Consider the following 12,434-nt stretch of genomic DNA (forward strand, 5'->3'; position numbering starts at 1 on the left):
TCATCATGCGAATGGCGGCGTACGGTGGCGGGACCGCCCCGGGTTCAGCGGAGCCCGGGGGCCGTCCTGTCCGGAAGGGGCCCCAGGCCATGGCGCGAACGCAGGAGACCGCCGTCTACACGCACGGACACCACGAGTCGGTGCTCAGGTCGCACACCTGGCGGACGGCCGCCAACTCGGCGGCCTATCTGCTCGGTTCGCTGACGCCCGCGCAGCGCGTCCTCGATGTCGGCTGCGGGCCGGGCACCATCACCGCCGACCTCGCCGCCCTGGTCCCCGAGGGCCGGGTCACGGGCGTGGACCACGCGCCCGACATCCTGGACCAGGCGCGGGCCACGGCGGCCGGACGCGGCCTGGACAACGTGGACTTCGGCGTGGCGGACGTCCACGCCCTGGACTTCCCCGACGGCGCCTTCGACGTCGTCCACGCCCACCAGGTGCTCCAGCACGTGGGCGACCCCGTGCAGGCGCTGCGGGAGATGCGGCGGGTGACGCGGCCCGGCGGGATCGTCGCCGTACGGGACTCCGACTACGCGGCGATGACATGGTTCCCCGCCTCGGCCGGACTGGACGGCTGGCTGGAGCTGTACCGGCGGGTGGCGCGCGCCAACGGCGGGGAGCCCGACGCGGGGCGCCGTCTGAAGTCGTGGGCGCTGGAGGCGGGCTTCACCGACGTCGCGGCGACCTCCTCGACGTGGACGTTCAGCACGGCCGAGGAGCGCGCCTGGTGGAGCGGGCTGTGGGCCGACCGGACCGTGGCGTCGGCGTACGCGGCCCGCGCCACCGAGGGCGGGCACGCCACGGAGGCGGAACTGCGGGCGGTGTCCGAGGCGTGGCGGGAGTGGGGACGGCACGAGGACGGCTGGTTCGCGGTGCTGCACGGAGAGGTCCTGTGCGTGAAGGACGGCGCCTGACCCGCCGGGGCCGCCCCCGGCGGACGCGGGGACGCACCGCCCGGGACCACCGCCGTAGCGGCGACGACCGCCGTACCCGCAGCGCCCGTCACACGCGGAACGACCGTCACACGCGGAACGACTCCGGCTCCGCGAAGGACTCCACGAAGGAGTACGCCGCCCACGGCCCGGCGAGTTCGACGTACGGCCCCGCTGTCCCCGACGCGGCGGCCCTGGCCCGTTCGACGACCTCCGCGAACTCCTCCGAGCGGGCCCGCGGGACCAGGTAGGCGGCGGCGAGCGCGTCGCCGCCCGGGGGCAGGCGGCGGGCCTCCTCCGCGTGCTCGGTGAGCCGGGTGTGCAGGCGGTCGGCGAAGCGGGCGGCCTCGGGTTCGGGGAGCGATCCCGCGGTGACGCGGACGCCCCACTCCACCCGCCCGTCGAGCCGGTCGAGGGCGGCCCGCAGGTCGTCCTCACGGTGCTCGATCATGACCCGGACCCCGCTGTCGTCCCGGAAGACGGTGCCCGGCGGCAGCGGTACGGGGGTGGTGACGGCGGTGAGCGCGTCGACGACCTGGTGGTGGCCGCGCTCGGTGGCGGAGAGCCAGCGCGGGTCGCCGAGCCGGTCCCGGAGCGGTTCCTCGGCGAAGTCCCGGGCGGGCACCTCGCTGACGACCGCGGTCAGACCGTGGTGGTTCAGCAGCTTGGCCGGCGCTCCCGCCACGCCCGTGAGCTGGGCCTGGAGGGGTGTGCCGAAGGGCCGGCAGACGGCGTAGACGTACCGCGGTCCGGTCATGGCGCTTCTCCTCACGTACCTGCCGGGGCGGGTCGCGCCCCGGCAGGTACGTGTAGCCCCACGGCTCCCGGCCAAACCTCGCGTCACATCCGTCCCGCCCGCGTGCGGTGTCCCGCGGGCGGGTCCGCGGGGTCCGTCACCGTACGACCGCGGTCTCCACCAGCAGCCGTGCCGCGGCGGCGATGGCCTCGGCGTCGATGCCCGCCTCGCGGAGTTCCTCGGCGGGGGTGGCGGAGCCCGGCATGGTGCGTACGGCGAGCCGGACCAGGCGGGGCACGGGGCGGCCGTCGGTGAACGCGTCGAGGACGGCGTCGCCGAGGCCGCCCTCCTCGTGGTGGTCCTCGACGGTCAGCAGGCAGCCGGTCTCCTCGGCGGCCCGCCGCAGGGTGTCGCGGTCGACGGGCTTGACCGAGTACAGGTCGACGACCCGGACGGCGATCCCGTCGGCGGCGAGGGCGTCGGCGGCCTTCAGCGCCTCGTGCAGGGTGACCCCGGCGGCGACGACGGTGAGCCGGTCGTCGGCGGAGGAGCGCAGCGTCTTGCTGCCGCCGACGGGGAACTCCTCGTCGGGCCCGTAGATCACCGGGGTCGCGCCGCGCGAGGTGCGCAGGTAGCGGATGCCGTCGAGACCGGCCATGGCGGCGACCAGGCGGGCGGTCTGGTTGGCGTCGCACGGGTAGAGCACGGTCGAGCCGTGCACGGCCCGGAACATCGCCAGGTCCTCCAGCCCCATCTGGGAGGGGCCGTCCTCGCCGATCGCGACTCCGGCGTGCGAGCCGACGAGGTTGATCCCGGCGCCGCTGATCGCGGCCATCCGTACGAAGTCGTGGGCGCGGGTGAGGAACGCGGCGAAGGTGGAGGCGTACGGCACCCAGCCCCGCTTGGACATGCCCACGCTGGACGCGACGAGCTGCTGCTCGGCGATGTAGCACTCGAAGTAGCGGTCGGGGTGTTCCTTGGCGAAGAACTCGGTGCGGGTGGAGTCGCCGACCTCGCCGTCGAGGGCGACGACGTCGCCGCGGGCGGTGCCGAGCGCGGCGAGCGCCTTGCCGAAGGCGTCCCGGGTGGGCACGCCCTTCTCCGGGTCGCCCTTCTCCCAGCGGGGCAGGTCGAGCGGCCGGGTGGGCACGGAGCGCAGGGCGCGGGCGGCGGGGGGCTCCTGGACCCGGACGCGCAGGTCACGCGGGCCGCCGAGTTCCTCGATGGCCTCGGCCGCGTCCGGGAGCGGCTTGCCGTGCATGCCTTCGCGGTCCTCGACGGCGGCGACGCCCTTGCCCTTGAGGGTGCGGGCGATGATCGCGGTGGGCTGCCCGGTGGTGGCGAGCGCCTCGCCGTAGGCGCGGTCGACGGCGTCGATGTCGTGGCCGTCGACCTCGACGGTGTGCCAGCCGAAGACCTGGAAGCGGCGGGCGTAGGCGTCGAGGTCGTGGGCGTGGCGGGTGGGGCCGCGCTGGCCGAGCCGGTTGACGTCCACGACGACGGTGAGGTTGTCGAGGTGTTCGTGGCCCGCGTGCTCGGCGGCCTCCCAGATGGAGCCCTCGGCCATCTCGCTGTCGCCGCACAGGACCCAGACCCGGTAGTCGACGTGGTCGAGGCGCTTCCCGGCGAGGGCCATGCCGACGCCGACGGGCAGGCCCTGGCCGAGGGAGCCGGTGGCCGTCTCCACCCAGGGCAGCTTCCGCGGGGTGGGGTGCCCGTCGAGGCGGCTGCCCAGGGTGCGGAAGGTGAGGAGTTCGTCGTCGGTGATGGCCCCGGCGGCCTTGTAGGCGGCGTACAGCAGCGGGGAGGCGTGGCCCTTGGAGAGGATGAAGCGGTCGTTGGCGGGGTGGTCGGGGCGGTCGAAGTCGTAGCGGAGGTGACGGGCGAGGAGGACGGCCATCAAATCCGCGGCGGACATGGAGGAGGTGGGGTGCCCGGACTGCGCGGCGTCGGAGGCGCGGACGCTGTCCACGCGCAACTGCTGGCCGAGTTCGGTGAGTTCGGCGGTGTCCATCGGGTCAGTGGTCTCCCTGCTCGGGGGTGGGGTCGTCGTCGTGGGCGGGGGGTGCGGCGCGCCGTGTGCGCGCGGGCGTGCCTCCGCCGGTCGTGGATCGCTTCCTGTCCTTGGCGCGGGCGCTCTTGGTGTTCCGCCCGCTTTTCGCGTGCGCGTTCTTCGCGGGCTCGTCCCGCACGGGCTCGGGTGTGGGCGAGGTGATGGTCCGCGAGGTGTCCTCGCCGCCTCCCCCACCCGTCGCGGACTCCACCACCGGCCCCTGCTCCCGCCGACGGCGCTCCCATTCCGCCTTCACCGGGTCCGGGGTCGGGGAGGTGATGGTGCGCGACGTGTCATCCCCGCCCCCGCCACCCGTGGCGCTCGGCGGCTCGACGGGCTCCGGGCCGCCGGAGACGGCACCCGCGCCCTCACGTCGCCGTTCGGGCTCCTCCCGTACGGGCTCGGGGGTGGGCGAGGTGATGGTCCGCGAGGTGTCCTCGCCGCCTCCCCCACCCGTCGCGGACTCCACCACCGGCCCCTGCTCCCGCCGACGGCGCTCCGGCTCCGCCTTCACCGGCTTCGGGGTCGGGGAGGTGATGGTGCGTGACGTGTCGTCCCCTCCCCCGCCACCCGTGGCGCTCGGCGTGCCGGTGGCGGTGGGCTCCGACGGCGTCGTGGCCGACGGTGTGGTGGCCGACGGCTGCTGATCGGGGGTGTGCGGGCTCCGGGGCAGTTCCGGGGAGGCCGTGTCCAGTGGGACCGACCAGGAGCGGACGAGCCCCAACTGGACTCCCTGGCGCGGGAGTACGGCGTCGAGGAGCCAGTCGGCGGCGACCCGGACCCGGTTGCCGGGCATCGCGGCGAGGTGGTAGCCGCGGGCCACCGCGCCCGCCAGGGGGCCGGAGAGCGGGACGCCCAGCGGGTTCGCGGCGGCCTGGACCCCGCCGAGGTCGACGACGAAGCCGAGGTCGCGGTGGCGGTACGGGGTGGGCTCGCCCCCGGTGAGGGAGGCGGCGACGTTGCGCGCGGCGACCTTGCCCTGCCGCCAGGCGTGCTGGGCGGTCATCGGCGTGTACTGGCCGGGGTTCTCCAGATCGGGTACGGCCGCCGCGTCGCCGCAGGCGAACACCTCGGGCCGCCCCGGCACCTGGAGCGTCGGCTCGACCAGCAGCCGCCCGCGCTCCAGGGGCAGCCCGAGCGAATCCACGAGCGGGTCGGGGCGGACGCCGACGCACCACACCAGGGTGCGGGTGTCGACGCGCTCGCCGTCGGTCAGCAGCACGCCGTCCCGGGTCGCCTCCGCGACGGAGGTGCCGGTGCGCACGTCCACGCCGCGCTCGCGCAGCACCCGGTCGGCGGTCCGCGAGAGCCGTTCGTCCAGCTCGGGCAGGACCCGGTCGGCGATGTCGAGCAGCATCCAGCGCGGCGTCCCGCCCAGCGGGGGGTGGGCGCGGGCCAGGGCGTCGGTGAAGAGCTTGCCCTGGGCGGCGATCTCGGTGCCGGTGTATCCGGCGCCGACCACCACGAAGGTCCGGCGGGCCGCGGCCAGGGCGGGGTCGTCGGCGGTGGCGGCCAGCTCGACCTGGCGGGTCACGTGGTCACGCAAATAGAGGGCCTCGGGCAGGCCCCGGAAGCCGTGCGCGTGCTCGGCGACGCCGGGGACGGGGAGCAGTTTGTTGACGCTGCCCGCGGCGAGGACCAGCCGGTCGTAGCCGAGGGTGCCCGTCTCGCCCTCGGGGCCGGTCCAGGTCACGGTCCGCGCGTCGAGGTCGACGTGCCCGGCCTCGCCGAGGACGAGCCGGACGTCCGGCAGGGTGTCGGCGAGGGACACGGTGACCCGGCGCGGTTCGAGGACACCGGCCGCCACCTGGGGCAGGAGGGGCAGGTAGAGGAAGTAGTCGGTCGGGTTGAGCAGGGTGATGTCGGCCCGGCCGCGGGCCGCCCGCGCGAGGGTGCGGGCGGCCCGGTACCCGGCGAATCCTGCTCCGACGATCACGATGCGGGGTCGACTCACGGCGCGCCTCCGGTCGGGTCCGCCGTCTCGGCGACGGGCGGACATGACGTACGGGAGCCTTCCGCGTCCCCCTGAGGGCACCGGCCAAACGTCCGCCGTGCCGCGCGCACCCCCGGCCCGGCCCGCCCCGCCGGAACCTCCCGACAGCCCCGGCCGCCCCAACTACGCTGGCCCGTATGAACATTCTGGGAGCGACCCTGCGGGTCTGCGTGGACGATCTGGAAGCCGCGGTCCCCTTCTACGAGGGCCTCGCGGGCACGCCCGCGCAGCGGTTCGAGCGGGGCGGGGTGCGGGTGGCGGCGGTGGGCTGCTTCCTGCTGATGAGCGGTCCGGCGGCCGAGCTGGACGTGCTGCGCGCGGTCGCGGCGACGATCGCCGTCACCGACCTGGACGCGGTGCACAAGACCGCCGCCGAGCTGGGCGCGGACATCGTCGCGGGTCCGCTGGAGACCCCGGCGGGCCGCAACCTGATCGTCCGGCACCCCGACGGCGCGGTCTACGAGTACGCCGAGCACTACGGGCGCCCGACCGCCCCCTGACGCCCCGCCGCCGGGGCACGGCGATCGCCGTGCCTACTTGGACGTCACGGCGCCGACCGCGTCCGGCCCGGCCGTCAGGGCGTCGCGGGCCGTGTCCCAGGCCGGGTCCCCGGCGTACAGCGTGCTGCGCAGCCAGGCCGCGGAGAGCCGGGCGACCGCGGTGGCCCGCGCGGGGTTCTCGTCGGTGGTCTCCGCGACGTCGTACCCGGAGATCCCGCCGAGGCCGTGCTCCGCGTCGGTCAGGGTGAGCAGGGTCTTGGGGGCCGGGGCGAGGTGGTAGGGGTCGGTGTGCCAGTCCGGGCCGCTGACGGTGAGGTGGGTGGAGGCGTCCTTGTCCCCGGCGATCACCAGCGCGGGTGTCGTCATGGTGGAGAAGTCGGTGGTGAGAAAGAACGAGTAGTGCTCGGTGGTGAAGGCGGTGAGGGCGTCGCCGCCCCGGCCGGGCGCGGCGAGGAGGACGCCCGCCGTGATCCGCGGGTCGGCCAGGTCCACCGTCGATCCGTCGGCGGGGTCGGTGAGGCGGGCGCCGAGCAGCAGGCTCGCGGTGTGCCCGCCCATGGAGTGCCCGGCGACGGCGACCCGGCTCCGGTCGAGGCGTCCGGCGAGCGCGGGCACGGCCGCCTCGACCAGGTCGAGGTGGTCGAGGAGGTACGTCATGTCCTCGGCGCGGGTGCGCCAGTGCGGGACGGCCGGGGTGTCGGGGTCCCGGCGCAGGGTCCGGGAGTCCAGGTGGGTGGGCTGGAGGACGGCGAAGCCGCGGGCGGCCCAGTCGTGGGCGAGGGGGGCGTAGCCGTTCAGCGAGGAGAGGTGGTGGGAGAAGCCGAGGCCGTGGGAGAGCAGCACGATCGGCAGGTCGTCCCCGGTCAGCGGGGCGGTGACCCGGACCTGGAGGTCCACGGCGCGGCCGGGGGACGGCAGCAGCACGGGGGCGACCGAGAGGACGGGGACGGGCGGGTGGACGGCGGTGTCGGTCGTTGCGGTCGTGGTCGTGTCAGTCATGGGAGGAAGCCCTTCGACGGCCGTCGCTCCGGGCCGCGCGCGAGGTGCGGCGGCGGACGGGAGGAGACGGCGGGTACGGCGGCATGTCCGCAATCGGTTAACCTGAAAGCGGATCGTTGTTCCACTTACAATACGGAACACTGATCCGTTTAGCAACGTCCCTGGTCGTCCCCTCGTCGGAGGAACACGTGGTGCCCGCAGCAGAACCGCCCCACCCGGCAGACCCGGCCGACCCGGCTTCGTCGGGGGCGCCGGGCACCCCCGCCGCTCAGGCCTCTCCCGCGAAGGGGGCGTCGGCCCGCAGCAGGCGCGCGGACGCGGTCCGCAACCAGCGGACGCTGCTCGACGCCGCCGCGGAGGTCTTCGTGACCTCGGGGATCGACGCGCCGATCCGGGCGATCGCGGCCCGCGCCGGGGTCGGGCTCGGGACGCTCTACCGCCACTTCCCGACGAGGGCGGACCTGGTCACCGCCGTCTACCAGCACCAGATCGAGGCCTGCGCGGAGGCGGGCCCGCGGCTGCTGGCGGAGAGCGCCACCCCGTTCGCGGCGCTGCGTGGCTGGATCGACCTGTTCACCGACTTCCTGGTCACCAAGCACGGCCTCGCCGACGCGCTCCGCTCCGACAGCGAACGCTTCGGCGCGCTGCACGCCCAGTTCCTCGACCGGCTGATGCCGGTCTGCGGCGACCTGCTCGACGCCGCCGTCGCCGCGGGCGAGATCAGGCCGGGCGTCCAGCCGTACGAGCTGATGCGGGGCATCGGCAACCTCTGCGCCGGTCACGACGGCGACCCGCGCTACGACCCCCGGCGGCTGATCGACCTGCTGCTGCGGGGACTGCGGCAGGCGTAGCGGGCCGGGCGGACGACCGTGGGGCCGGGCGGACGCCCGCGACGCCCTGGGGCGCCCCGGAAATTCGCGGGGCGTCACGCCCCCGTCGCCGTAGAGTCGGGCCGGTCATCGACTCTTCGGGAAGAGGGAAGCGTGAGCGAGGAGCACACCTACCGGGTCATCGTCCGGGGCACCTGGGACGGGCTGACGGAGGAGGCGCGCGGGCGGTTGCTCGCGGAGGCCGCCGAGCACGGACTGACGAGCATGCGGTTCGCCGAGGAGGGCTCGCTGACCTACGAGCCGTCCCCGCTGAAGCACTTCTCGATGCGGTACGTGGTGGTCTCCGACGCGGCCGACGGCGACGAGATGGCGGGCGCGCTGGCCGAGGACCGGGCCGCGACCCGGCTCGGGGAACTCGGCTACGGCTTCACGGGACTCCGGTCGACGGTGACGGACCTCGACACGATGAAGGTCAACCGGAAGAGCCCGGGACGTACGGCCCGCCGCTGACCGGCCCGGCACCGGACGCCCCCCTTCCGGACGCCCCACCGCCGGACGGCCCCTCGCCGGACGGCCCGCCGGTGGACGACTCGGCGGTGAGCGCCCACCGTTCGTGGTCGCGCCAGTCGCCGTCGATGTGGATCATCCGCGGGGAGAAGCCCTCGTGCCGGAACCCGCACGAGCGGGCGAGGGCGATCGAGGCGGCGTTGCCCGGCTGGACGTTGATCTCCAGCCGGTGCAGCCGCATCGGCCCGAAGGCGTGCCCGACGACCAGCCGCAGCCCCTCGCGCATCAGCCCGCGCCCGGCGGCGTGCGCGAAGGCGCCGTAGCCGAGGGCGCCGCACTGGAAGGCGCCCCGCACGATGTTGTTGATGTTGACGAACCCGGCGACGGCGCCGTCGCGGGCCAGGTCGCAGACGAGGAACCCGGCCTTCGCGGGATCGTCGATCAGGCGTCCGGCCCAGACCGAGAAGGCGTCCGCGGTGGCGGGCGGGAACAGCCAGGGCCGGTGCAGCGCCTCGCTCTCCCGGACCCGCGCGGTGAACTCCTCGCCGTCGCCGTAGGTGACGTGCCGTATGCCCACGCGGGGGCCCTCGGCGAGGTGACGGGGTGCGATGTGGGGCATCGGACCAGCCTATGACGGCACCGCGCCGACGGGGCTCAGTCCCGGCGCCGCACCAGGTACGCCCCGCACAGGGCGCCGACGGCCCCGGTGGCGAGCAGGGCCGACCACAGCGGCAGCGTCACCTCCGTGACCAGCAGGGTGACACGGGTGTCCCCGGTGTTCTGGAGGCTGAGGGCCAGGGCGAGGAGCACGAGGGCGAGGACGGTGATGCGGCCGGGGGTCGCCGCCCCGTCCGGGGTGCCGGACGTCCCGGTGCTCCGGGCGGCGGGCGAGGTCTTCGGACTCATGCCCTCAGGGTGGGCCCGCGGGGCACCCCGCGCACGGCGGACCGCCACGGAGCGTGAGCACGGCCTCCGGCGCGGTCAGGCGAGGGCGGGCGCGTCGAGGGTGAGGGTGCCCGCCCCGGCGTCGAGTGCGGCGCCGATCCCGAACGGGACGGTCAGGGCGCCGTCGCAGTGCCCGAAGCCCAGTTCCTCGACGACCGGCACCCCGAGCCCGCCGAGCCGGTCGGCCAGCACCGGCCGCAGCTCCTCGTACGGCCCGCACTGCGCCCAGGAGCCGAGCGCGATCCCGGCGACGCCGTCGAGCCAGCCCGCCCGCAGCAGGTGGGTGAGGGTGCGGTCGATCCGGTACGGCCGCTCGCCGACGTCCTCCAGCATCAGCAGACCGCCGCGCGCGCCGGGGCGGCTGTGCGGGGTGCCGAGGCCGGTGGCGAGGAGGGTGAGGCAGCCGCCGAGGGTGACTCCGCGGGCCCGGCCGGGGGCGAGGGCGGTGCCGGTGGAGGTGAGGGTGCGGACGGTCTCGGGGGTGAAGAGGGTGGCCCTGAGGTGGTCCTGGGCGCGGGCGTTCTTGACGAAGTCGATCCCGGCGGCGACGGGCCCGTAGAGGGTGACCAGGCCGAGGCGGACGGCGAACGCCTCGTGCAGCGTGGTGCTGTCGCTGAAGCCGAGGAACACCTTGGGGCCCGCGGCGCGCATCGCCGTCCAGTCGAGGAGGTCGACGACGCGCTGGGCGCCGTAGCCGCCGCGGGCGCAGATCACCGCGTCGACGGCCGGGTCGCACCAGGCGGCCTGGAGGTCGGCGGCCCGGTCGGCGTCGGTGCCCGCGAGATGGCCGAGCACGGGGTCGCGGTCGAGGACGTGCGGGGCGGCGACCGGGTCGAGGTCCCAGCCGCGCAGCAGGTCGAGCCCGGCCTGGAGGCGGTCCTCGGCGACCGGCCCGCTGGGCGCGACGACGGCGACGCGGGCGCCGGGGGTGAGGCGGGGCGGCCGGACCAGGGCCGGGACGGGGGTGCGGCGGTCGGTCACGGGTGCAGCTCCAGGGTGGGGATGCCGGGCGGCCGCAGTCCGAACACCTGCGCGTAGAGGGAGAGTTCGGCCTCCAGCGCCCGCACCAGGGTCTCGGCGCGCCGGAATCCGTGCCCTTCACCCTCGAACGCGAGGTAGGCGTGCGGGAGTCCGCGCCCGGCGATGCGTTCCAGCAGCCGTTCGGCCTGGGCGGGCGGACAGACCACGTCGTCGAGCCCCTGCAACAGCAGGAACGGTACGTCGATGCGGTCGGCGTGCTGCACGGGCGACCGTTCCGCGTACCGCGCGGGCACCTCGGCGAGCGCCCCCACCAACGTCTCCAGATACCTCGATTCAAAATCGTGGGTCTCGCCCTCGGCCCAGGAGGCGAGGTCGAGCACCGGGTAGACGATGGTGCCGCAGGCGTAGACGTCGGTGCCGGCGAGGGAGGCGGCGGCGGTCCAGCCGCCCGCGCTGCCGCCGCTGACGGCGAGCCGGTCGCGGTCGGCGGTGCCCTCGTCGGCGAGGGCGAGGGCGACGGCGGCGCAGTCCTCGACGTCGACGACGCCCCACTGTTCGCGCAGCCGTTCGCGGTAGGCGCGGCCGTAGCCGGTGGAGCCACCGTAGTTGACCTGGGCGACGCCGATGCCGCGCGAGGTGAAGTAGGCGATCTCCAGGTCGAGGACGAGGGGGGAGCGGGAGGTGGGGCCGCCGTGGGCGCGGATGATGTACGGCGGGAGGTCGGCGCTGGGGGCGGCGCAGCCGGGGTGGTGGGGCGGGTAGACGTGGGCGTGGACTTCGCGGCCGTCGGGGGCGGTGAAGGTGCGGATCTGGGGTTCGGGGTAGAACGCGGGGTCGACGGTGTCGTCGTGGGGGGCGCCGACGACGCGGGCGCGGCCGGTGCGGGTGTCGAGTTCGACGATCTCGTGGGCGCTGCGCGGGCTGGCGCCGACGCCGACGACGCGGTCGCCGTGGACGGCGAGGGAGGGGGTGAACTCGGTCCAGGGTCCGGCGATGTCGACGACCTCGCCGGTCTCGGGGTCGAGGATGCCGAGGGCGGCGGTGCCGCGGCCGTGGACGACGGCGATCGGGCCGCCGGGGAGCGGGGCGAACCAGCGGTGGCCGAGTTTCCAGAGGGGTCCGGCGAACTCCTCCTCGCGGGGGCAGAGGGGCTGGTGGTCGCGGTAGAGGTTCCACCAGCCGGTGCGGTCGCTGGCGTAGAGGAGGCTGCCGTCGGCCGCCCAGTCGACCTGCGGGATCGATTCGTCGGGGCCGCCCGCGACGGTCTCGGGCGGGCCGAGGGTGCCGTCGGGGCGGACGTCGGCGACAAGGACCTCGGTGCCGTCCCAGGGCATGCGGGGGTGGTCCCAGGCGAGCCAGGCGGCCCGTCGTCCGTCGGGTGAGAGGCGGGGGCCGGTGACGAAGCGGTGCCGGTCGTCGGAGAGTTCACGGATCGCGGCCCGGTCGTCGGCGGCGGAGCCGTCGAGCGGTACGGCGGCCGGCAGGCGGCGCAGGTCGTGGGAGCCGTCGCCGGTGAACTCCTCCAGGACGCACCAGACTTCGTCCCGGCCGGGCACGAACTGCGGTTCGGCCCAGCGCAGTCCGCCGCCGACCGTCGAGTGGGGTGTCAACGGGCGGGGTTCGCCGCCGGGTTGCCAGGCGTAGAGGCGCTGGTCGGCGCAGTGGACGAAGACGATGAGGGGTCGGCCGTCGCGGAGGGTGCCCGCCCAGGGCAGGCCGCCGTACTCGATGACGCGGGTGCGGACGTCCCAGGGGGCGGGCAGGACGGACTCCTCGGTGCCGTCCTCGCGGCGGCGGACGAGGGCGCGGCGGCCGCCCTCGGCGGGCCGGGGCGCGGTCCACCAGATCTCGTCGCCGACGAATCCGGCGAACTCGGGCAGCCCGTCGTGGGCGGCGGCGAGCCGGGCGTCGAGGGGCGAGGGCCAGGAGCCGTGGGGCAGGATGCGCATGTTCTCCCC

General features: G+C 75.4%; 11 protein-coding genes and 1 pseudogene. 4 read left to right on the forward strand and 8 right to left on the reverse strand.

From position 1 onward, the window contains the following. Positions 1-89: 89 nt before the first annotated feature. Complete coding sequence (locus ACIQPQ_RS19255; protein WP_401305300.1) at positions 90-914, forward strand: methyltransferase domain-containing protein; 825 nt, start codon at positions 90-92, stop codon at positions 912-914. Between the two features lie 106 nt (positions 915-1,020). Here the strand turns inward: ACIQPQ_RS19255 and ACIQPQ_RS19260 are convergent, their stop codons facing one another. From ACIQPQ_RS19260 to ACIQPQ_RS19270, 3 genes are all read right to left on the reverse strand, one after another. Next, complete coding sequence (locus ACIQPQ_RS19260) at positions 1,021-1,689, reverse strand: GvpL/GvpF family gas vesicle protein (protein ID WP_401305302.1); 669 nt, start codon at positions 1,687-1,689, stop codon at positions 1,021-1,023. Positions 1,690-1,825: 136 nt separating this feature from the next. Next, complete coding sequence (locus tag ACIQPQ_RS19265) at positions 1,826-3,682, reverse strand: transketolase (protein WP_401305304.1); 1,857 nt, start codon at positions 3,680-3,682, stop codon at positions 1,826-1,828. Between the two features lie 4 nt (positions 3,683-3,686). Beyond that, positions 3,687-5,675 carry an FAD-dependent oxidoreductase gene (locus ACIQPQ_RS19270; protein WP_401305306.1) on the reverse strand — a complete coding sequence of 663 codons (1,989 nt, stop codon included), beginning with the start codon at positions 5,673-5,675 and terminating at the stop codon, positions 3,687-3,689. A 176-nt stretch (positions 5,676-5,851) separates the two neighbouring features. On the opposite strand from ACIQPQ_RS19270, the gene ACIQPQ_RS19275 reads away from it, so the two are divergent. Beyond that, positions 5,852-6,214, forward strand: a complete 363-nt coding sequence (locus tag ACIQPQ_RS19275; RefSeq protein ID WP_401305308.1) for a VOC family protein — start codon at positions 5,852-5,854, stop codon at positions 6,212-6,214. Positions 6,215-6,247: 33 nt separating this feature from the next. Here the strand turns inward: ACIQPQ_RS19275 and ACIQPQ_RS19280 are convergent, their stop codons facing one another. After that, positions 6,248-7,213 carry an alpha/beta hydrolase family protein gene (locus ACIQPQ_RS19280; RefSeq protein WP_401305310.1) on the reverse strand — a complete coding sequence of 322 codons (966 nt, stop codon included), beginning with the start codon at positions 7,211-7,213 and terminating at the stop codon, positions 6,248-6,250. 191 nt (positions 7,214-7,404) lie between these two features. Between ACIQPQ_RS19280 and ACIQPQ_RS19285 the strand changes: the two genes are divergently transcribed. Together ACIQPQ_RS19285 and ACIQPQ_RS19290 are read left to right on the forward strand one after the other, a co-directional pair. Beyond that, the gene (locus tag ACIQPQ_RS19285) at positions 7,405-8,064 is read left to right on the forward strand and encodes a TetR/AcrR family transcriptional regulator (RefSeq protein WP_401305312.1); all 660 of its coding nucleotides are present in this window, start codon (positions 7,405-7,407) and stop codon (positions 8,062-8,064) included. Between the two features lie 132 nt (positions 8,065-8,196). Next, positions 8,197-8,553 carry a DUF6204 family protein gene (locus ACIQPQ_RS19290; RefSeq protein ID WP_401305314.1) on the forward strand — a complete coding sequence of 119 codons (357 nt, stop codon included), beginning with the start codon at positions 8,197-8,199 and terminating at the stop codon, positions 8,551-8,553. Positions 8,554-8,617: 64 nt separating this feature from the next. Here the strand turns inward: ACIQPQ_RS19290 and ACIQPQ_RS19295 are convergent. The 4 genes and pseudogenes from ACIQPQ_RS19295 to ACIQPQ_RS19310 all read right to left on the reverse strand — a co-directional run. After that, positions 8,618-9,169, reverse strand: a pseudogene (locus ACIQPQ_RS19295) (GNAT family N-acetyltransferase); the annotation flags it as partial. 35 nt (positions 9,170-9,204) lie between these two features. Beyond that, positions 9,205-9,456 (reverse strand): LapA family protein, encoded by a 252-nt coding sequence (locus ACIQPQ_RS19300; protein WP_401305316.1) that lies wholly within the window; start codon positions 9,454-9,456, stop codon positions 9,205-9,207. Positions 9,457-9,531: 75 nt separating this feature from the next. Next, a complete protein-coding gene (locus ACIQPQ_RS19305; protein WP_401305318.1) occupies positions 9,532-10,476 on the reverse strand; it encodes an LD-carboxypeptidase in 945 nt (314 codons plus the stop codon). Then, positions 10,473-12,425, reverse strand: a complete 1,953-nt coding sequence (locus ACIQPQ_RS19310) for an LpqB family beta-propeller domain-containing protein (protein ID WP_401305320.1) — start codon at positions 12,423-12,425, stop codon at positions 10,473-10,475. The genes ACIQPQ_RS19305 and ACIQPQ_RS19310 overlap by 4 nt, the downstream gene beginning before the upstream one ends. Positions 12,426-12,434 lie beyond the last annotated feature (9 nt).

It is taken from the genome of Streptomyces sp. NPDC091281 (assembly GCF_044757425.1).
Classification (GTDB): domain Bacteria; phylum Actinomycetota; class Actinomycetes; order Streptomycetales; family Streptomycetaceae; genus Streptomyces.

Excerpts from the sequence above, each read along its gene's own strand:
- ACIQPQ_RS19255 (WP_401305300.1), top strand. The coding sequence starts at position 90 with ATGGCGCGAACGCAGGAGACCGCCGTCTACACGCACGGACACCACGAG.
- ACIQPQ_RS19260 (WP_401305302.1), bottom strand. The coding sequence starts at position 1,689 with ATGACCGGACCGCGGTACGTCTACGCCGTCTGCCGGCCCTTCGGCACA.
- ACIQPQ_RS19265 (WP_401305304.1), bottom strand. The coding sequence starts at position 3,682 with ATGGACACCGCCGAACTCACCGAACTCGGCCAGCAGTTGCGCGTGGAC.
- ACIQPQ_RS19275 (WP_401305308.1), top strand. The coding sequence starts at position 5,852 with ATGAACATTCTGGGAGCGACCCTGCGGGTCTGCGTGGACGATCTGGAA.
- ACIQPQ_RS19280 (WP_401305310.1), bottom strand. The coding sequence starts at position 7,213 with ATGACTGACACGACCACGACCGCAACGACCGACACCGCCGTCCACCCG.
- ACIQPQ_RS19300 (WP_401305316.1), bottom strand. The coding sequence starts at position 9,456 with ATGAGTCCGAAGACCTCGCCCGCCGCCCGGAGCACCGGGACGTCCGGC.
- ACIQPQ_RS19310 (WP_401305320.1), bottom strand. The coding sequence starts at position 12,425 with ATGCGCATCCTGCCCCACGGCTCCTGGCCCTCGCCCCTCGACGCCCGG.